Annotated in this window: 20 protein-coding genes; 7 read left to right on the top strand and 13 right to left on the bottom strand. The window is 42.7% G+C overall.

Annotation, left to right across the window (positions count from 1 at the left end; genetic code table 11):
• Positions 1 to 16 precede the first annotated feature (16 nt).
• Both H6S82_RS00230 and H6S82_RS00225 read right to left on the bottom strand, forming a co-directional pair.
• The gene (locus tag H6S82_RS00230; protein ID WP_191055894.1) at positions 17 to 1396 is read right to left on the bottom strand and encodes a ParM/StbA family protein; all 1380 of its coding nucleotides are present in this window, start codon (positions 1394 to 1396) and stop codon (positions 17 to 19) included.
• Positions 1397 to 1426: 30 nt separating this feature from the next.
• Positions 1427 to 1861 (bottom strand): hypothetical protein, encoded by a 435-nt coding sequence (locus H6S82_RS00225; protein ID WP_190464689.1) that lies wholly within the window; start codon positions 1859 to 1861, stop codon positions 1427 to 1429.
• A gap of 336 nt (positions 1862 to 2197) precedes the next feature.
• Between H6S82_RS00225 and H6S82_RS00220 the strand changes: the two genes are divergently transcribed.
• The 3 genes from H6S82_RS00220 to H6S82_RS34260 all read left to right on the top strand — a co-directional run bounded on the left by H6S82_RS00220 (position 2198) and on the right by H6S82_RS34260 (position 4131).
• A complete protein-coding gene (locus H6S82_RS00220; protein ID WP_190464688.1) occupies positions 2198 to 2557 on the top strand; it encodes a hypothetical protein in 360 nt (119 codons plus the stop codon).
• Complete coding sequence (locus H6S82_RS00215; RefSeq protein WP_190464687.1) at positions 2554 to 3639, top strand: relaxase/mobilization nuclease domain-containing protein; 1086 nt, start codon at positions 2554 to 2556, stop codon at positions 3637 to 3639. Before H6S82_RS00220 ends, H6S82_RS00215 begins: the two co-directional genes overlap by 4 nt.
• Before the next feature lie 171 nt (positions 3640 to 3810).
• Entirely contained in the window at positions 3811 to 4131 is a 321-nt protein-coding gene (locus H6S82_RS34260; RefSeq protein ID WP_322111899.1) for a zinc ribbon domain-containing protein, read from the top strand.
• A 139-nt stretch (positions 4132 to 4270) separates the two neighbouring features.
• Here H6S82_RS34260 and H6S82_RS00205 read toward each other — a convergent pair whose 3' ends face one another.
• Positions 4271 to 4993, bottom strand: coding sequence for a SprT family zinc-dependent metalloprotease (locus H6S82_RS00205; RefSeq protein WP_190464685.1), 723 nt, complete (start codon positions 4991 to 4993; stop codon positions 4271 to 4273).
• Positions 4994 to 5041: 48 nt separating this feature from the next.
• Here H6S82_RS00205 and H6S82_RS00200 point away from each other — a divergent pair, with 48 nt between their 5' ends.
• Positions 5042 to 5968 carry a hypothetical protein gene (locus H6S82_RS00200; protein WP_190464684.1) on the top strand — a complete coding sequence of 309 codons (927 nt, stop codon included), beginning with the start codon at positions 5042 to 5044 and terminating at the stop codon, positions 5966 to 5968.
• A 17-nt stretch (positions 5969 to 5985) separates the two neighbouring features.
• On the opposite strand, the gene H6S82_RS00195 is transcribed toward H6S82_RS00200, so the two are convergent.
• The 6 genes from H6S82_RS00195 to H6S82_RS00170 form a co-directional block, all read right to left on the bottom strand.
• On the bottom strand, positions 5986 to 9033 hold the full coding sequence (locus H6S82_RS00195) for an HsdR family type I site-specific deoxyribonuclease (RefSeq protein WP_190464683.1): 3048 nt from the start codon (positions 9031 to 9033) through the stop codon (positions 5986 to 5988).
• Between the two features lie 69 nt (positions 9034 to 9102).
• Positions 9103 to 9327: a DUF433 domain-containing protein gene (locus H6S82_RS00190; protein WP_190464682.1), complete on the bottom strand. Its 225-nt coding sequence runs from the start codon at positions 9325 to 9327 to the stop codon at positions 9103 to 9105.
• A gap of 30 nt (positions 9328 to 9357) precedes the next feature.
• Complete coding sequence (locus H6S82_RS00185; RefSeq protein ID WP_190464681.1) at positions 9358 to 10602, bottom strand: restriction endonuclease subunit S; 1245 nt, start codon at positions 10600 to 10602, stop codon at positions 9358 to 9360.
• Positions 10603 to 10649: 47 nt separating this feature from the next.
• On the bottom strand, positions 10650 to 11030 hold the full coding sequence (locus tag H6S82_RS00180) for a hypothetical protein (protein WP_190464680.1): 381 nt from the start codon (positions 11028 to 11030) through the stop codon (positions 10650 to 10652).
• A gap of 27 nt (positions 11031 to 11057) precedes the next feature.
• On the bottom strand, positions 11058 to 11417 hold the full coding sequence (locus tag H6S82_RS00175; protein ID WP_190464679.1) for a papain fold toxin domain-containing protein: 360 nt from the start codon (positions 11415 to 11417) through the stop codon (positions 11058 to 11060).
• Between the two features lie 59 nt (positions 11418 to 11476).
• On the bottom strand, positions 11477 to 13009 hold the full coding sequence (locus H6S82_RS00170; protein WP_199315270.1) for a type I restriction-modification system subunit M: 1533 nt from the start codon (positions 13007 to 13009) through the stop codon (positions 11477 to 11479).
• Positions 13010 to 13182: 173 nt separating this feature from the next.
• Between H6S82_RS00170 and H6S82_RS00165 the strand changes: the two genes are divergently transcribed.
• The 3 genes from H6S82_RS00165 to H6S82_RS00155 all read left to right on the top strand — a co-directional run bounded on the left by H6S82_RS00165 (position 13183) and on the right by H6S82_RS00155 (position 15523).
• Positions 13183 to 13722: a hypothetical protein gene (locus H6S82_RS00165; RefSeq protein WP_191055893.1), complete on the top strand. Its 540-nt coding sequence runs from the start codon at positions 13183 to 13185 to the stop codon at positions 13720 to 13722.
• Positions 13723 to 13962: 240 nt separating this feature from the next.
• Positions 13963 to 14598, top strand: a complete 636-nt coding sequence (locus tag H6S82_RS00160; protein WP_190464677.1) for an AAA family ATPase — start codon at positions 13963 to 13965, stop codon at positions 14596 to 14598.
• The gene (locus tag H6S82_RS00155) at positions 14585 to 15523 is read left to right on the top strand and encodes a ParB/RepB/Spo0J family partition protein (protein ID WP_190464676.1); all 939 of its coding nucleotides are present in this window, start codon (positions 14585 to 14587) and stop codon (positions 15521 to 15523) included. Before H6S82_RS00160 ends, H6S82_RS00155 begins: the two co-directional genes overlap by 14 nt.
• A gap of 17 nt (positions 15524 to 15540) precedes the next feature.
• Here the strand turns inward: H6S82_RS00155 and H6S82_RS00150 are convergent, their stop codons facing one another.
• The 4 genes from H6S82_RS00150 to H6S82_RS00135 all read right to left on the bottom strand — a co-directional run bounded on the left by H6S82_RS00150 (position 15541) and on the right by H6S82_RS00135 (position 19715).
• Entirely contained in the window at positions 15541 to 15831 is a 291-nt protein-coding gene (locus H6S82_RS00150; protein ID WP_190464675.1) for a DUF2087 domain-containing protein, read from the bottom strand.
• A complete protein-coding gene (locus H6S82_RS00145) occupies positions 15831 to 16100 on the bottom strand; it encodes a hypothetical protein (RefSeq protein WP_190464674.1) in 270 nt (89 codons plus the stop codon). Before H6S82_RS00145 ends, H6S82_RS00150 begins: the two co-directional genes overlap by 1 nt.
• A gap of 36 nt (positions 16101 to 16136) precedes the next feature.
• The gene (locus tag H6S82_RS00140) at positions 16137 to 17606 is read right to left on the bottom strand and encodes a hypothetical protein (protein WP_190464673.1); all 1470 of its coding nucleotides are present in this window, start codon (positions 17604 to 17606) and stop codon (positions 16137 to 16139) included.
• An 87-nt stretch (positions 17607 to 17693) separates the two neighbouring features.
• A complete protein-coding gene (locus H6S82_RS00135; protein ID WP_190464672.1) occupies positions 17694 to 19715 on the bottom strand; it encodes a hypothetical protein in 2022 nt (673 codons plus the stop codon).
• Between the last annotated feature and the right edge of the window lie 262 nt (positions 19716 to 19977).

Here is a 19977-nt window from a genome sequence, read left to right as displayed (position 1 = left end):
TGAATCAGTTGCTGTATCAAGCATTCTCGATCGCTTTCCACACACCGTAAATATCCACAAACTGCGTCACCCGAAAACGTCTCTCATCACTCTTCACCTCTTGAGAGAAAAAGGTTTGAGCGATTTCCTCTATAATTGCTTGCGACTGGTGCTGCAACTGAAGAAGGGGGAGTTTTTCCCTCGAGAGTGCAGCTTGGACAACTTTAAGCTGTAATTCGTAATCAGCCTGCTGTTGCTGATACGACAACAATTGTTCCTCATATTGCTCCAACGCTTCTTTAGCTTTCAAAGCATCATGCCCAGGCTTAGCGGCGAGGAGTTTGTTCTCCCATTCTTCCCGGTGACCAGATGGCCCAATTGGTTGAGGCGGTATTTGAGGTATTGGTTCTTTTTCGGTTGCTACTGCCCAAAATAATCGGGTTGAATGGAAAGTTTCTCTGATGGCTTTCTGGTATAATAATGCCGTGCCACCGCCGATAATTAACTCATCCACATCATCAACTAGCAATTTAGCCCAACTAGCGATCTGCTGCCAGCGATTTTTTTGGGCAGAAGCGATCGCTTTTACCAAACGAGTAAGTTCGGCTCGCTTACTTTTTCCCTTGGTCATAGCGAGTGCTTGAATATGGGGGTTATTTGGTGAAATGTCGTCATTAGCTTTGTAAATTGCCTCAGTAAGAGCGGCAGCACTTTGTCCCAAACTAGAATCAATTACAGTTTGAATTATTTGGTAAAAGCCCAAGTTGTTGGTATAGCCGCTGGGTGTTCCATAATCATATAGCAAGATGCTAGTGTTTCGATGTCCCAACATTAGGGCGGCAATTTTGCTATTAAGAAGCCAATCTTGTCGATCCTGCTGTTGCAGATATCTCAACATAATCAAGCCAGAACCTTCCGGTTTGCAACCAAAATTAGCTAGGTTGACTTCGTAATTTTCTCCTCTAAACTCGAAATAAGAGAGCGCCTTTTTCAAATCAGCCTGAAAATTATTACCGCCATCTTTGACAAACTGATATTCGGGAAAGGGAAGCAATAAAGTTAGCTCGACTGCAAAGCGAGTTGGTAACTCATATTTCTGCTTAATGATGCCCACAACTGCCAGCAGTTTAGGAATAGCCGTATTCTGCTTTGGCTGTTTAAGTTCCGTAGAGTTGGTCACATCGCTAGCATACTGTTCGGCCAGCTTACCTACGGCATAATAGCCTTTACCAAACCGAACAATTGCATCAGCTTGGGGAGATATATCGAACATGGCCACAGTCCGGTTTGATACCAACCAATCATCTAATTCAATTACTCGTGAAGACATGATGATTGGTACTGTTGATTTATTGGGCATTTCGACCAAAATTTTGAGCGTGCTGCCACCTAAGTCAGCCCAAATTTTAACTGTCATTTCTTCCATAACTTTAGAAAAAGAGTTGTATTAAAACAAGTCGGCGGCTTTTTTGGGACCAACCGCAGCAGTTTCTTTCACAGAATTTTCCATCGCCATATCTTCGCTCTTGGCATCTATGGAAGAAAAGGTTTCTTCTATTTTGGGGTAAACAACTTTTTGAGGTGCATTGCTGTCGTTACAGTTAACTGTTTGGTGATCCAACAATACCCGCTTAATCAGATTGATTTGTTTTTCTAGTTCTCCTATTGCTTCAAAGCAAGCCATTATCAATGCTTGACCCTTTACTCCAGAAGCGGCTAAAGCAAACGGCAACCAATAAGCGACCATGGCTTGCGCGAGCAGGTCTCTAGCTGATTTGAATGAAGGATGATTTTTAACATAGGAGAGCGCAATTCCTTCTGGTGTATTGGGAGCGTATCGCAAGCGAGGTTCACAAACTACCCAGTCAAGTTTTTTAGGCATATTTACTCAACAAAAAATGGGGAAAGTTTGGGGATAAAAACCGAATTTCGGGCATTTTAGGGACTATGGTGGGGCAGCTTTTCACTTTTACTGCCCTTATATGTGGTTCCCTTACCGCCAAACTTCCACCAATATGCCGCCCATATTCGGGCAAAAACCTCTGTCAAAAGCTATGATTGGTCAGTGATAGCAATTGTTACCGGAGTAAGGTTAAGCGTATTTCAAAGGTAGCAGCAAGCTAAGTCGATATTTAAATTTTTTTCCTCTCCCTTGATAGAAGAAGATGGCCCAAATTAGGCGGCACGATCGGAAATTATGCAGATTTAGTTCCCGCTCATGCAAGCAAAGAAACGTACCGAATATATTGCACTACTGCTCACCCAAGAGGAGAAACTGACATGGCAACATAAAGCTGACTCTCATAACATGACTCTCTCTGCTTACATTCGTCACTGTGTTGAGCGTCGAACTTCTTCTACGCCCATCCCAGAAATCAACCGACTCACTTACCACCAACTTACTAAAATCGCACTCAGCTTATCCCATGCGCTCGCTATGATGAAAGCTGCCAAAAGTAACGGACAAAACTTACCATCTCTTGATGAGATAATGCGAACTACCGCAGATACTCGAAAAGTTGTCCGGGAAGTTCAATCCCAATTGTTGGGTTTAACGCCCTCCGAAGAAGCATTATGATCGGTAAAGCTACTAAAGGTGCTGACTTCAGGGGATTGTTACGCTACATCTTTAGCAAAGAACGATCGCAACTGGTAGGCGGGAACCTGGGACAGCAGAGTATCTTGGGGATGCAGCAGGAATTTGAAGCGATCTCTTGCCTCAATCATCGCGTTCGTTATCCTGTCTTACATCTGTCACTTTCTCCTCACCCAGACGATCGACTTTCTGACGATCGCGCTTTTGATTTAATTGACGATATGGTTAACCGTTGCGGGTATGGGGATTGTCAGTGGGTCGCCGCCCGTCACGATGATACGATTACACCAGTTGGGAAACCGCGCCCTCATTACCATGTCATCATTAATCGAGTACGCTTAACTGACTGCCGGGTAGTATCAGCTTGGAAAGATTGGCAGCGATATGAAATAGTGCTGCAAGAACTGCGAGAAGAATACAAGTTGACTGGGGTTATTGATAGCAGAGATTCTCCAAGGAGAGAATTAACAACGGCACAAGTGCTAAGAACTAGGCAGTCACAGCATTCATTGGATGATTCTCACTATTCCAACCAGATACATTCCGATCCTAGTGTGCGAGCGCAACTTCAAAACGCGATCGACTCTGCTATTACATTAGCTAATTCAGTGACAAGTTTTAGTAAAACCCTTTCCACTGCTGGCGTTAGTACTGTGGTTACTTCGCGAGGTATCAAGTTTGAAAAAGATGGGATGTGGTTTGCTGGTTATCAGCTGGGGAAAGGTTACACTTTGAAAAGCTTGGAGCGGCGTTTGTCACAACAGAATTTGGTGAGGACGATCGCTCCGATTATTGCAGCTTGCCTAGTCAACCAAACACGATTGGTAGGTAAATACCACACTGCTTATTGGGAAGACGATCAATTGGTACTGATGGATAACCAAAGTTCTACTCTTAAGATGAGGGCTGTCAATAAAGATGGGTATTGGCAACCTATTGGGAGAGCCAAGTTGACTGATACTGATGTTCGGCACTTTTTAGAGATTGATTTGAGACGTAGACAAGCAGTGAGAGAAGTTAAAAAGCAGCATCAGAAGGAACAAACTGAGGTAGAAGTTTATTGAGGAGCTAAAATCATTTATAGCCTTTTCAGTTAATTCTTGCTCGATAATGCTTTGCGCTACATACAAACCCCCGGTTGTTTTGGCTGAACCAGGTTCACCTATTAAAAAGTAGCCTAAGTTTTTCCCAACGGTAGCCTCAACTCTCATCAAAGACTTTTCAAAAGACTTCCGTTGGGCTGCTACTTTTTTTCTTTTTCAGACGAAGCGGGTGGTTTTTTGGTTAAGGTTCCGACCTTAAAGGTTAAACCTTCTCAGACTTGTCCTGAGTGCAGTCATCAACGCAAAAAAGAATTATCCTCACGAATTCATCAGTGTTCGGAGTGCAACTACACTGACGACAGAGATGTAGCAGCATCAAAAGTAATAGTGTCGTGGGTGTTAGGAACTAACGCCCTTAATCGTGGATCTCAAATCCCTACTTTTAAATCCCAGGCGACTGGAGGTTGGAAGCAAATTTGGGAAATGAAGCGACAGAAACCGCGATCCTCTTAGATTGGTGGCTCCATTTTAATAGCGTCAACCAATACAAGTGTTTTCATGGCGACTTTGTTACTCGCTTTGACATGAGCGTTACCATACATTAGACTTCTCCAACATAGAAACTCAGCGTGCGATCGCATTAACGATCGCCCTACCTCTTAAAGTCACGGCGTTCCCATGATTCCAGCAATGTTTTTTGTTCTTGCCAATCTGACATTACACTACTTAAAGTTTCCCAAAAAGCATCGCCGTGATGTCGGTGTAGCAGGTGTACGACTTCGTGGGCGATGACATATTCCATTGCGGCTTTAGGGGCTTGAATTAAATGCCAATTAATGCGGATAATACCATCTTTACCGCAGGTTCCCCAGGTGTGTTTTTGGTCAGCGAGTCGCACTGGTGGGGGTTTGATGTTTAATTTCCGGGCGTAGGTGGTGGCGAAGCTGCGGGCATTTTCCTCGGCCCGATCGCGCATCCATCTCTCAAACGCAGCTACAATTGCACAATGGCGTTCTGTTTCGGTTAAGTAGCGCGGAACCTGGACGTAGAAGCTGCTTTTGCAGGTAATCACCACTTCATCCACATCAGCATTTTCTACTTTTAACAGCAAACGGCGACCTCGATAAGGTATTTTTGCCCCATTTACATAGCTTTGAGGTTGCGGGGTGGTTTGTTCAATGCGACAGTCTTCTACCGCATTGAACAACCAGTGCCGTTTGGTGTCAAGAAAGGCTGTAATCTGTTCTCCAGGCGTGTTGGGCGGAACTACCACTTCTACAGCTTCCGGCGTGACGACGATACGCTGATGTTTGGCGCGAGAACTTTCCCGGACAGTATAGGGGATATTGGTTTTACCGATTTGTAGCATAGGCATAGTAGGTAAATGCTATAATACTATACAAATTTAGAAAATTTATTAGAAGTGAATAAATTATTGGTTTTTAAACCTAATATTACTCTAAGGGATCTATCCGATCCCTATTATTATGGGCCTTTTTATACTTCATACGCTTTTGCCTATGAAGATAATGATTATTACTATGCCTTACCAGGCAAAGTGAAACTTAATGCTTTACCTAGAACAGAAAAAAAAACAAGCCGATATCCAACGCTAGAGGATTGGATTAAAGAGCATTTTAAGGCAACTGATATTCGTTTATCAAAGCATCAACCTGGCCAATTTTATAAGCGAATGTGGCATCCTCCAGATTATCTGCCGAGGAAAAAACTTATATCTAATCCTGAAGGCTTTACCCAATCTCTTATTGTCATTGAATTACTGATAAGAAAAATGCAAGAGTTATTTTTAACAGTAGAACCATGCCGTAAAAATCTTTTTTCTTTCGGGCATAAAATACGTGAGCTACTACTACTTGCTTGTATGGAAGTAGAAACTTCTTGGGTGGGTATACTAAAAGAACATGAATATACCAAAAATCGCTATAAAACGAACGATTATGTAAAGCTTCTTGAGCCTATGTGTTTAGCCAATTATGAATTAGCTCTCCGATGGTATCCAAATTTTCCCTCATTTAAACCTTTTAGTTGCTGGAATGTAAACAGACCGACAAAATCGCTTTACTGGTATGATGCCTATAACGCTACAAAACATGACAGAGAAGCTCATCTGAATCGAGCAACGTTATTAAATGCAGTTCACGCTGTTGGGGCTGTAGTAGTGATGTTTTCCGCTCAATATGGAATTGAACAAAATGAATCCTTATTTAATATCATAAACTCTGCATTTGTTATAGATTTTGAATATTGCCCTGAAAGATTTTATATCCCTTTTAGAAGGGAAAACGTTTCTTCCTCCTTGGAATTTTCGGAGGCTAAATACAGTTTCTAGTTAAAAAAATTTCAAATTTAAAGATAGTGCTTTAAAGCATATTCATCAACTTTGTTAGGGATATCTTTCCAATTTTCTAATCCTAATTGAAAAACTAAAGCCCGAACTTGTTGGCGCAATTCTTTGCGCTGTTGATCTTTTAAATGCCAACCGGGAGGGGCGAAGTCATTGCTAGAATAAAGGGCATCTATTGTTTGGGCGGCTGCTTCTAAGTTAGCCGCGAAATCTGTCTTATTTGCGGGAATAAAATTTTCTAGTATTTTCAGTATACCATAAGCGTTTTTATTCAGTCCGCTACTTTGGTGTGCTTGTTCTTCTGCTAGTAATTCGCGGATGATTTGTTCGTATTGTTTCAGGGTTTCGGCGGCGGCGAGTTGTCCGGTTTCAAAGCGGTTTAATATTTCTAAAATTCGGTCGGAAAAGGAACTGTATTGTAAAGGGTTTTCTTCGGTTTTTTGTTGGATGATTTTCTTGAGTTCGGCGCTTTTACGGACGGCTGCGGTTTGGATATCTTGAGTTTCAGCTAAGTTGAAATCTTGCCAAAATTCGGGGTCGGTAATATGTCTTAATTGGCAGAGGGTGCTAATTCCGGTGACGCTGAGATGTTCTTCTAACATTTGGCGAATTTTGGCACTGACATCGCGGGGGAGGGTAGAGGTTTTTTTCTCAAAATGTAGGGTTCCTAATGGTAAGAATCCGGCTATCCATTTTAAATCAGCGGTGTATTTGAGTATTTCTGGGTCGGGGCTGAGACTGTCGTAAGCTTTGATAAAGGTTTTGGCTTTGCGGTGGAATTCGTACCAGGAATCTACGGTTTTTAGTTGTTGAATTAAGGTGTCGTATTCTTGGCGCAAATTGTATGTATTGCGGGGGATTTGATTGACTATTTTTATTACTTCGGCATGGGCGGTTTTTAATGCGGCTTTTTCTATGTCTAGGTTTAACATGGCGTTTTTTACATCGGCTTCTCGGTAAGAGGCGAGGGCTTCTGTGAGTTGTTGGGTAATGCCGATATAATCAACTATTAAGCCGAATTCTTTATGGTTGCCACAAACGCGATTGGTTCTGGCAATGGCTTGTAATAAGTTATGTTCTTTTAAGGGGTTATCTAGGTACATGACGCTTTCTTTTGGTGCGTCGAATCCGGTTAAAAGTTTGTTGCAAACGATGAGAAAATAAACGGGAGGTGCTGCTTTTGAAAGCACTTTGGTTTCATATTCGGCATCATCACCAGTAAAGCGATTTATGGCGGTAACTTCGGCGTTTTTATCTAAGGCGTAATGTTGTAAATCTTGGCGGAGTTTTTCTAAATAAGGGTCTTCGCTGGGTTTATTATCTTCTTGGTTGGATGAGTAAATGGGAACACTCATGGCATCCGCCCATGTTGCGGCTGTTTCGGTATCAAATCCTTGTTTTTTTAAGTATTTAGTAATAATTTGATTTAAGGCGCGTTTGTAGAGAATTACGGCTTCTCTGTCAATGGCGACTATTTGGGCTTTGAAGTTTTCGGGGATGCAATGGGTGCGAAAGTGTGCCCAAATGTCGTAGGCGAGAAGTTCAATGCGTTGGGAATGTTTGACTAATTCGGCGACGCTGACTCCTCTGGTTTTGATTCTATTTTTGACTGATTCGGGTTCGTTGGCAAACCATTGGTCGAAAAGGATATCTAATTTTTTAGCTTCTACTTGCCATTCGGTTTTGCGACTGGTGTAACGGATGGGGACGGTTGCGCCGTCTGCTACTGCGTCATCAATGCTGTAGCGGTCTAAGTAACCTTCGTTGGGGGGACTAAAGTTTTTATAAGTGTCTTTATCGGTGGTTTTAATTGGGGTTCCGGTGAAGCCGATAAAGCAGGCATTTGGTAAAGTTGCACGCAGGTATGCACCTAAGTCTTTTTCTTGGGTGCGGTGGCATTCATCTACTAAGATAATCCAGTTTTGACTGTGAGGAATTGGTTGTTTGGAACCGTCGAATTTGAAGATTGTGGAGAGTAATGTTAAGCCGAAGTTGTTAGTATGAATGGCAGTATTTAAGGTTTCACCGGAGTCGATGCGGGTGGGGTTGGGAAGTCCGCAAGCTTGGAAGGTTTTACTTATTTGGTCGTCTAAATCTATGCGGTCGGTGAGGACTAATATGTTAGGATTTTCGAGAATGGGACTGGTAAAGGTGCGGTGGGTTTTGAGTTTTAAGGTGGCGAATACCATTGTCAGGGATTTTCCTGACCCTTGGGTATGCCAAATTAATCCTTTGCGATGTTGGCTATTTATTACTCGGTCTACTATTCTATTTACGGCGCGATATTGTTGGTAGCGACAGATTTTTTTGATGACTTTTTGTTCGCGTTTCTCGAAGACGATGAAATGGGCGAGGATGTCTAATAAACGGGTGGGTTCTAACAAGCACCACAAGGCTTTTTGGTAGGAGGTTTGAAAGTCGCTATCTTGTTTGGGATAGGGGTCTTTCCATTCTGCCCAATATTTAGATGTTGCGCCTGTGGCACCGTAAAGAAAGTTTTCGCCGTTGGTGATAATGTTGAATATGTTGGAATAGAATAGGCGGGGAATGTCGCGTTCGTATTGTTTGATTTGGTCGAAGGCTTCTCCGGTTTTATCTTTGGCGATAAAGGGTTTTTTGGCTTCTATTACTACTAAGGGAATACCGTTGATAAATATTACTATATCGGGGATGCGGAAATGTTGGGATTTAATGTAAAATTGATTGGTGACGGTGTAGGTGTTGTTTTTTGGTTCGAGGAAGTCAATCAGGCGGATGGTTTTTTTGGTGGCTACGCCGGGGATGTTGCGGGAATAGTTACCGCGTAAAAGATTGGTAAATTCTTCGTTGTCGGTGATGGCGAGTATGTCTTGATAGGTGGCGTTGGCGGCTTCTTGGGGGATGTTGTTGATTTTTTGGATGGATTGAATGAAGATGTCTTTGAGAATTACTTGGTTTTGGCTATCTCTGGCGGTTTTATTTTGGGCGGGTGGGAGATAGGTGTAGCCAAGGTTTACTAAGGTGTCAAGGCAGGGTTTTTCAACTAAGGTGTATTCGGTGGCTTTTATCATAATATTTGAGAGTTTTTATCGGTTTTTAATACAGGGTAAAAATGCCTAAGTTGTGAGCGAATAATAATTTTATGTTTTAACAATTAAGGTTTGCCGTTCTCGGTCGGCGGCGTAGCTGAGGCAGGCTAATATGTCTTCTTGGGTGAGATAGGGAAAGTCTTCGAGAATTTCTTGATAGGTCATTCCTGAAGCGAGGTAAGAGAGGACATCATAAACGGTGATTCGCATTCCCCGAATGCAGGGTTTACCGCTGCGTTTTTCAGGTTCAATGGTGATGATTTTTGATTCGTTCATAGGGGTTGATTTGAATTAGATTAATGAGGTTTATTTGACGCGAACTTTTCCAGTTAGGAGGTCTTGCATTAGGCCACGTTTTAGCAAGTTAAGCTGGTTAATTGTTAAATCATTACTATCAATTTGTTTATCTATATTTTTCAAAATTTTACTAATCCTAATTTGTTCGTTGATAGGGGGTAATGGAACAAGTAATTTACTTAAATCTTTTCCCGTTATACCGCTTACTGCAACCTGGCGAGTAATTTCTAGCCTTTGCTTTTTACCAAGAGGACTTTCCCAATAATAAAAGTAGAAAAGAGGATTACCTAAATTAGGCTTAAGACGAAATCGGATAATTGAAGACTCAAAAACTGGTTCTATATTGTGATATCCTAGTATGGAACATTTGCCAGAACCCTCAGCAACCAAAGACCTCCTGGCAAATAATAAGTCCCCTTCTTTTAGAGCAAATTTTTCATATTCATCTTCTGTTAAACGAACACATCGCCGTTCAACTTCTTCGATAATATCTGAACCAAATATTGCACCCATGTCAATCATAGGTACTCCAGAACCATAATCGTCTTTAGATTTATAGATTCCGTTTTGTGGCCCAATTAGCGCCAGACTATCAAATGGAACTACTTCCCAGCTTTCAGGAATTTTCCCGATCGCACTTTCCTTAAATTTCGTGTGACCAATACCTTTGGTCAGGAGTTGCTGAAGTAGACCCTGCTTGACTTTGCGGGTTTGGTCGATGACTGCTTGAGTGGATGCGATCGCTTCATCCACACTCCCCAAAATCTCAGCAATTTTCTTTTGTTCAGACAGAGGAGGAAGAACTAGCTTGATTTTCAATACATCAGATCCAGGTAGATTTGCTACCGTCCCCTTCCTTACGAATTGAGCAACTTGCTTTTGAGCAAGTTTTGTGTGCATGAAATACTTTATAAATAGAGGCAATACATTTTGGTTTAGCCTATATCTGACAGCATAAGCGCTAGGAATATATGGAATATCCTGTTCTTTAAAAATTGCAGAAAGACCACAATCTGCTGTAGTGATAACAATTAAATCACCTGTTTTGAGTGCGTGTTGTTCAATTATCTCAGGTTCTAGAGAAGCAATTGGTGCTTGAGTATAAAGAATTTCTCCTTCTGCTGTAACATCTGTATTTCTTATAGTTTTAACGTTTCCGTTCTCATCATAATTTTTAGCGTGAAATCTCGGCCCATAGGAATGAGAAGAAGTTAAATCGCCAATTGTTATAGACTTCCAGCCATCAGGAATCATAATCCAATTACTCCCTAAATTCAAACTTGAACATTTTCATATAAACTTTATCCAACTTCCTCAGCTACCTTATTAACTACCGAATAACTTTCAATGATCTTCTTCCCATTTTCATCTAAACTTTTATCTCGCTGCTTAAACTCATCCAACAACTTATAAAAACATTCAAAAGCATCCTTTTCATCGCGAGTAAATAACAAAATAATTTTTGCCCAAGAGTTATTAGTCCGCACATTAAAACGTTGTTGTACCCAATCATGGAAATGTTCGGCAAATTCCTTTTCTTCCTCACTGAGTTCAATCCCTAACTCGCGCCTAGCTGTTTTATAACCCACCAAAAACATAAACAAATCGCTCACCGAAGCGCGACCAATATACATCCCAGGTCTAGTTTTAATCTTTTCCAGGATTTCAAACATTCCGCTCATAATTTTCTCCCCTTTCTAAACTCATCTTTATAAACTATCTATGGATTCTATTATAAATTCTTCACTAGGACAGTGAAAATCTTTCCGCCAATCCTCTAACGTCATCCCCGTTGTTGAAATATTATCAAATACCAAACCCAAAACTTCTACACCATAATGTCTTCCGTTAATAGTAATTGCCTCCGTAATTCCTTGACGTTCCAAGCGTTCACTGAGAATAAAATCTTCATTGTATTTACTCTTCAGTTTAATAATCTTTCCCTCAATTTTATTTTCTGCTAACCACTGCATTATCGCCCTAACACAATCATCACATTCATAAAGGGTAAAATCAGCAATAATTTTGCCAATCTCCTGATAAATTTCCTCTTTGGATAACTCACTCACTCCCTACACCCGTAAAAATAGTATTTGTTATTCAACTAATCTATCCCTACCAAACATTATTAAGACCCATAACCCAACTCATCCAAAAAACTGAGCATTTTCTTTTCCGCTTCATCCCGCTTAATTAACAACTCTTTTAACACTTCCACCTCAGCCGCCACATCAATTTCCTGCTCTTCTTCTGCTGTTTGCACATATCGCGCAATATTGAGATTAAAATCATTTTTCTTAATCTCTTCAAACTCCACCACTCGCGCAAATCGTTCCTCATCTTTAAACCCATAAAACGCCTGCGCCAGTCGTTGCAGGTTCGTCTGGGAGAGAGTATTTTGATTCTTCCCCTCTACCATCTCCTCAGCACCATTAATAAACAGCACTTTCTTCTGACGACTAGCTACTTTCTGCCGATTAATTATTAACACGCAAGCCGGAATACCCGTTCCATAAAATAGATTTGGTGCTAAACCAATCACCGCCTCAATTAAATCATCTTTCAACAAACCCTCGCGAATCTTCGCTTCTACACCTCCCCGAAACAGTATGCCGTGAGGTAGCACTACACCCAGCACACCTTTAACATTAAGACTAGCAACCATGTGCTGCACAAATGCCAAATCCCCATAAGATTTAGGCGGACAACCATAAATATCCCGGCTAAATTTATCTTTATCTTTCCAATCTTCATATCCCCAATTTTTTAAAGAAAAGGGCGGATTCGCTAACACTCGGTCAAAAGTTTTCAGGGTTTTACTATTTTCTACTACTAAATGTTTCGGGTTGCTTAAAGTATCGCCATGACTAACAAACGCATCATCAATATCATGTAAAAATAAATTCATCTGGCAGATTGCCCAAGTGTTGAGGTTCATTTCTTGCCCGTACAACTGCAACGACTTGGCATTCTTTCCTTGACGTTCCAGATAATGTACTGCCTCTAATAACATACCCCCAGAACCACAAGTCGGATCATAAATAGTCATGCCTTCATTTGGTTGCAAGCATTCAACAATTAACCGCGTCACCATTTTAGGAGTATAAAATTCCCCGCCTTTTTTCCCTGCATCCGAGGCAAATTGAGCAATTAAATATTCATAAGCATTACCCAATAAATCCGCTTCTACATCACACTTTCGTAAGCGATGCTGACTAAAGTGTTGCAGCAATAATTCTAAAGTAGCATCAGGAAAACGTTGTTTATTATTAAAATCTACATCCTGAAACACGCCGCGCAGCCGAGTATTTGCATCTTCGATCGCCCGGAACGCATTATTTAAATGTTCGCCTATATTAGTAGAATGTTTGCGGACATCGTGCCAAAATGCCCCCGGTGGAATATGAAAGCGGTGTTCCTCCGGGTCAGCAGCTAATTCTTCATCATTATAGAGTTTCAGTCTTTCCTCATATTCTTCTTGCCAAACATCACACAACCGCTTGAAAAACAGCAGCCCAAAAATGTAGTGCTTAAAGTCTGCCGCATCAATTTTCCCCCGCAGAATATCCGCCGCACCCCATAGGTGGCGTTCTAGCTGCTGCTGGGTCATTTTACCAACGTAGAGAAAGGGAAGTGTAGGCGAAGAAGTACTATTTACCATGAAATTTCCGATTAAATAACTTTAATTTGCTAGAGATTTGTATTATCTAACGCTAATCTCTAATTATGGCGCTAAATCACCACAGAAGCGGAAACAACTTTATGGTCATGCAAAAATCAGTTTTACTAACTCAAAGCCAACGGTTTGGTAAATGCTCAATCCTTCTAACAATAATGGGTTTGATGCAGACTCCCCCAGTAGAAGCTCATGTCCTTTTAACTAGGGCTACTAATTTGAATAACTTGGCCAGTAGTATACGAAACCATCTCTCGACGTTAGAGCAAATCAAAGGGGCGAAACCCGATCAGATACTAACAGGGAACAAGATTTCCCAAGAGGCAGCAGCGAGACAGTTGTTTGAACAGTATCAGAGATTAAGCTCGAATTTTGACCCAGCCCTGCTAAATTTATATGACCCAACTGCAAAAATTTACATGACCGTGCATTATAGCAACGGGCAGATGAGGAGGATGAATTTGTCTTTTGAAAATTTTCGCCAACTAATGCTCACTTCCCTACCCCTTGCTAGAACCAGGGGCGATCGCAATACCTACTCCCAAGTTCGCTATCGCCCCGAAGGGAACCGGATACGCATTACAGCACAACGATACTCGCACCTTTATCGGAACACTAACCCTCACTCAATGCTGGTTGGCCCTAACGCTACAGGAAAATGGGTTATTTTTGAGGAAGCCATGCAAGGACGGCGATAAAGCGATTAAAGTTTAACCTTGTGCTTCTGTTTTCTCCTAATAAACACGGTAGAAGGCACGAGGGTTTCAGAGCAGAAGGAAAGAGGAAGTGGTTTTTTCATCTATAATGGCTGCGTGCGATCGGACTCGTAAACCGCTTTAAATTTTATCTAGCCCAACACTATTTACGAGAGCGCGATAGGTAAACAAGCACTTTATTATTCACTTCAAAAGTTTATTATTTTTGTAAAATTCGCAACCATGATTATATCCTTCACAAATCAAAAAGGCGGAGTGGGCAAATCGACCACAGCCGTACACATGGCTTACTGGCTCAAAAAACGAGGAGATGTACTGCTAGTAGACTCCGACGCCCAACAAAGTAGTTCGACATGGCTCAAAGCATTGGATATGCCCTACCAAGTAGTCAGCGACCCAGAAGAATTATTTGAAGTACTCCCCGAACTAGCGGAAAAATACACATCTGTAGTAGTAGATGGCCCCGGTAGCCTCAGCGAAGTTACTAAAGCTATACTGGCTCGGTGTGACTTAGCACTCGTTCCCTGTCAACCTTCGGGTCTTGACCTCCATAGCAGCACGAAAATTCTCCGGTTTATCCGACACGCCCAAGAACTGAGAGTCGGAATGCCTAAAGCTGCCATGTTTTTGAGCCGTGCTACCAAAGGAACTCTATTATTACAAGAAGCCAAACAACTGCTCAAAGAAAGCAACTTTCCCCTGCTTTCTACCACCATCTACCAACGGCAGTGTCTAGCGGATGCGCCCGGACAAGAGCGCACCGTTTTCCAATTATCAGGAGTAGCCGCCAAAGAAGCTGCCAAAGATTACGAATCCTTATTTAAAGAATCCTTGGAGGTCTTAAATGGCGGCAAATAGGCGCAGTCTCAAACAATTTGTGTTTGGAGAAGAGGAAGCCTCCACCCTGATGGAAAACCCCCAGTCTTTACCGATAACTGCGATCGCCTTACCTGCAAGCCAGCCCCGACGCTATTTCGATTCGCAAAAACTAGAGGAACTCACTCAATCCGTTCGCTCTCACGGCATTTTGGAGCCATTACTGGTGCGTCCACTACCCGAACAACTTAACCAGTACGAATTGGTAGCCGGAGAAAGACGTTACCGAGCAGCAAAAGCGGCTGGGTTAACTGAGGTTCCGGTTACCATTCGCCAACTGACTGATATTGAAGCTTTGCAACTCTCGCTGATTGAAAACCTACAACGGGAAGACCTCAGCCCAGTTGAGGAGACGGAAGGGATTCTGCAATTGCTATCTTTCAAGTTAGAGATGGAAGTACCAGAGGTAACGAATCGACTTTACCGAATGCGAAATGAAAACAGCGGCTTGGTTAGTCAAAACGTTTTGACTAACTCCGAAGGTCAAGCGATTCAGTCTTTATTTGATTCCTTGGGTTTAGTCAGTTGGGAATCTTTCATTACTACTCGGTTGCCGTTACTGAAACTGCCAGAGGAAATTAAGGAAGCACTGCGAAAGGGTGATATTGCCTATACTAAAGCGCAAGTCATTGCCAGGGTGAAAGACGCTCTTGCGCGGCGTAGCTTGTTGGATGAAGCGGTTGAGCTTGACTTGTCGTTAGTTCAAATCAAGGAAAAGATAGCGGCACTCAATCGTCCTCAAGTGACTAATTCGGAAAAAAATCCCACTCTGAAAAGTCGAGTTGATACAACTTATCGCCTGTTAAAGAAATCAAAAGTTTGGGACGATCCTCAAAAGGAGAAAGATTTGGAGAAGTTGTTAGCGCAGATAGAAGCACTGGTTTCTGATTCAAGTGGAGAAGGCTAAATACAGGATAGAGTTACTTAGGTGCGATCGCATGAGGATGGTGTAGCAGTGCGCCAGTAAGCTTTGCCATCTCGCGTCCTTTCCAGTAAGCGACGTTCGATCATCTCTCGGCGCAAGAGCGCTGGATCGTTGAAATTGTGATACTGGTTTAGCAGGGCATTAACTTCTTTTTCGGAGTAGGTAATCCCAACCTCAAAACGCTCGGCCAAGTATTCCAGTACCAGTTGTTGGAAGCTACCCTTGTTGCGTTTAGAAGGCCATTCGGTAATGCGCCCTTGTGAGTCGAGGTAATTTTCCAGTTCGCTCATCACTCAACGTCCCATCCTTCTGGAATTTGCGATAGCACTTCGGCAATGTCCTGCCAGTATTCGTAAATGTTCCCAGAGGTCATCATAGCTTGGGTTTGACAATATTCTGATAGTCTGGCAATTACGGACTCGATGCCGTATTTGTCTACTAATCTCTCTATAGTATGCTGTTGGATTTGTACGTGGTAGTCTTTGTTGATTAGGTTCATAGGTTCGATCGCACCCATATCAAGCAGTATTAACTCGCCATAACTGGAGTAATGGTACAACAGGCGATCGCAATTACAAACTCGATGCCGTAGTTGTCAGTTTTCCAGTGGAGAGCGGTTCAATTCATCTTTATAGAAACGCCAATTAGGAAGGAATCGGTTCATTAACATTGTGAATTGGCGAATTTCATTGTCGATCGCCAATGCCAAAGCCTCATTTTGGTCTAGGTTATCGTATAACGCTCGTTTGGCGGGAGAATTCAGAGATTGAGGGTACTGGGTTGAGGTTGCAGGTTGGGTAACTTGTCGGCTGAGAGTCACAATTTTATTCAGGTAGTCCTCATACTCCTGAGCGGCTGTTTTGCGTTCCTGAATCAGTTCATCCAAGAGTTCCGACATTGTGCCGAAATACTTGGGGTTGGTGGGACGTTGGTCGATGATGACTTTGCGTAGATTGTTCTCGATGGTTTCGGCAACGGCTTCTGGGTTTTGTCTGATGCCTTTGGGTAGGGTATTGACTGCATCCTTGCCGCGATCGACAATCAACTCAATCAGCGTCATATCGTCGAAAGTGGAAAGCACTTCGCTCTCTTCTGCGCCAATGTAAATATCGATCAGGTGGCGCATGGCGGGTTCATAAGCTTTCAGGTCGATCGCATCCCCACTGGCAAGTTTTACTTCGGCGCGAATTTGTTCGTAATATTTGACTTCTTGTTTTATTGTTTCAATTTCAGCAGATGAATAGCCAGCTTCTAGCATATCGTTTGCTAGGTTAGCGTAAGCTCGAACTAGAGAAGCGGTGAGTTTGTAGAGGCTAACTCGCTTTTGTTCGTGTTCTTTTACTAAGTCTAGGTCTTCGGTGTTGGAACCACAGAAATAGCGGATGTAGGCAAGGGTATCTTTCGGCGGTTCTACAGGTTCGCACAGGGCTTTGATGCTTTCTCTGGCAGTTTCTAGGCGTTCGACTCCCTTTTCTAAGCGATCGCTCAACAACCCATCTACATCCCCTCGATCGTAATCTTCAAATGCTTCGGCAGTGTAGTCTTGAACGGATTTTTCTAGGCTTTTGAACAGGTCTTTGTAATCGATAATGTAACCATACTCTTTATCGTCGTCATCGAGTCGATTAACGCGACAAATTGCCTGAAATAATCCATGATCTCTCATGGATTGATCGATGTAGAGATAGGTGGCAGAGGGCGCATCGAAACCTGTCAGGAGTTTATTCACTACGATCAGCAGCTTCATTTGGGCGGGTTCTTTCACAAATTTGTTTTTGACTTCCTCCTCAAAAGCTTCGGGGGTTTTACCGTTCAACATTTTTTGGTAAATTTCATACTGCCGCAGCTTTTCGGTGTATTCATCTGTGTCAGTGGTTTCGCCTTTTATACTTTGGAGAGAGCCATCGTATGAAGTGACGATCGCACATTTTTTAAAGCCTCGATTCTGGAATAACTCATAATATTTGCAGGCTTGGTAGATAGTACCTGCTACCAGCAGAGTATTGCCCCGACCATTTTGTAAACGGTCTTTGGTTTCAAAGTCTAATAGGAATATCGCTGACAATTTTCTCTAATCTGGATGCTGAACTTAAGACTTTTTGCAAAGTACCCCAGCGTTGCTTTAGTGCCAAAATCTTCTTCAAGTCACACTTTATAAAGGAGCGTTACCAAGAAGACCATCTACCCAAGAAACTCGCTTTAAGTCATCCCACAACCATTTGTAGGCTAACTCTGTTGCCGAGGTAGGTTTAAATACATCCAGTATTGCTGAATGTATTGAAGTCCTAATCCACCGAGCTGCTTCGGGACGCAGGGAAAGTAGCCGTTTGTCCAATCTTGAATGTAAGCTGCTATCTCCCATAAAGTGACCGTCTTCACCAATACGAAAGTCAACGTAACTTTGTTGCTCATAGGGTAGAGCCTCGAAATACCACTCTAAACCGAGAATCCCTTTTAGTTCATCATCTGGCTTGGGTAGAACGATTACACCAACAAGACGGGCAGGGAGTGTTACTGCCGTTGCCAAATGAGGTGCAAACTTGGGAAACCATGTACTGACAAGTTGCTGGTATCCCTCAATCGCTCCTGCATACACAGCCTTGGCACGAGCTAAGATTTGCTGTTGACTGTAGCTTTCCCAAATCCATCCACCTTTGAACCTACAGTCTGGACCAGGCCAAGGAGGACGCAACTCCGCTTCTCCAATCTCACGAAGACGATTCACTTCTGTTGTGAGTTGATTGAGATAGTGTCTACGCATTTGCTCATTCATTCGTGAGTGAAAAATATTCCACGGTAAGCTGGAGATACATTTCTCAATTTCGTTGAAAGGGATAGGATTCTGATAAAAAATTTCACGTCGAGTTACCTTTAGTGCTGTCTGCCAAACAGCTTCCCGTAAAAGAGTCCCATCCGTAACTGGTAGCATACGATTTTGCAATAATTTGGAGAGCGAAGTAACTAGCTCATGTAACGTCCATTGCCAAGCCCAAGGCGACTTGTGGCTAGGCTTACCTTGGCGAACTTGAGGCCAATTCGGAAAAGATGGCAATTCAGACAAAGGCAACTTAACGATATTAGCTAGAGTCTCATTCCCACGATACCAGGCAGTTTTAAGCCGCCCTTCCTCTGTTTGTATTTGTATACCAATAGGCTGGAGTGTGCCGTCCTTCCTTACAGGTGCAATCACCGGGGAAAGTGTGTCGCTTCCCTTTACCCATGCCTGCATAGCAGTCCTTATTCGCTGTCCGCATTCATCTAATAGTGGTAAAGAAATTTTCTGTGTATAATTCCAACCTGTTCTCGCTAGTTCTTCATTGACAATCTCTGCGGTAAAAGCAGGATGCTTCTCAGCAAGTGGTACAAGTAGTTTTGATACTGTGTCATGGTCGAAGTAACCAACAAAGATAGCTAATGGATACCGCCAACGTTCCAGTCTTTCAAGGTCATTTGTGAGGTCATTGGGGTCAGGGATACCAGCAGCTAAGCTGTGCGCTGCAAACCACTGAGATAGTATAGGCAGTGGGAAACTAATATTTCCAGCATCTTCAATAACTAACCCTGAATCTAAAAGCATCTGTAATTTTGATGTTGATGCGACCTCAGTTCTAGAGACTAGACCCGTTGTGCGATCGGTAGAAAGAGCTGCAAGGCGCTGTAATACTTGCTCAACATCGGGGTTACTCGCTCTTGCCTGTCGGAGGGAACGCTCAACAAGATTTGAGAGCAATTCCCCTTCAGAGTTGGGTGCCATCATGTTTCGGTCTCGTAGGTAAATACCAAGCAGGATGGCAAATAAAGGTCGGTGAATAGCATTATGAACAGATTGCGGCCATTTAAAAGTCACATATGGCGTAATCTGCTGTCCTGAAAACCTCTCAACGAGAGCATAAGCATCCTGATCGGAAATTAAAGGAACTTTAACAGCCTCTTCCGATTCAACTAGGATGGGAATTGGTCTACTGGTGATAACCACAGTAGTTTTCGCCCATGCGTTAACGAGAATGCGAGCTTCATAAAGCAAATCGGCTGCAAGACGACTTCCCGCTTCATCGGCTCCATCAACGATTATTGCAGCACCTTGGGAGAGTGATTTTCCCAATTTACTTATTTGTGCTTCTACAGCTTGTTGTAGCTGCCCTGCAACCTTCTGCGCTTTCAAATATACAGGCACAGGAGCATTGGCACTCTCGCAGGCTTGCTTAATTGCCCTCTGAAAGAGACGCTCCGCAATTAGTGACTTGCCTGCACCGAATTCTCCAATTAGTAAAATAAGTGGCTTGCCATCATCAGGTTGTAACTCAGGCCAAGCTGCTCCAATAGATAAATCATCAGCAAGTGCAATAGCCTCAGTTCGAGGTACTCCAGCAGCTTGCCAGAGGGATATGCACCGTCCTCTGGAAAGCCCAGCTAGATCTTTTAATTCAGTAGGGGGA

Source organism: Planktothrix sp. FACHB-1355, assembly GCF_014748295.1.
Classification (GTDB): Bacteria; Cyanobacteriota; Cyanobacteriia; order Cyanobacteriales; family Aerosakkonemataceae; genus Aerosakkonema; species Aerosakkonema funiforme_A.
The sequence above is the reverse complement of the archived record's forward strand: the minus strand, read 5'-3'. Positions and strand labels throughout refer to the sequence as shown.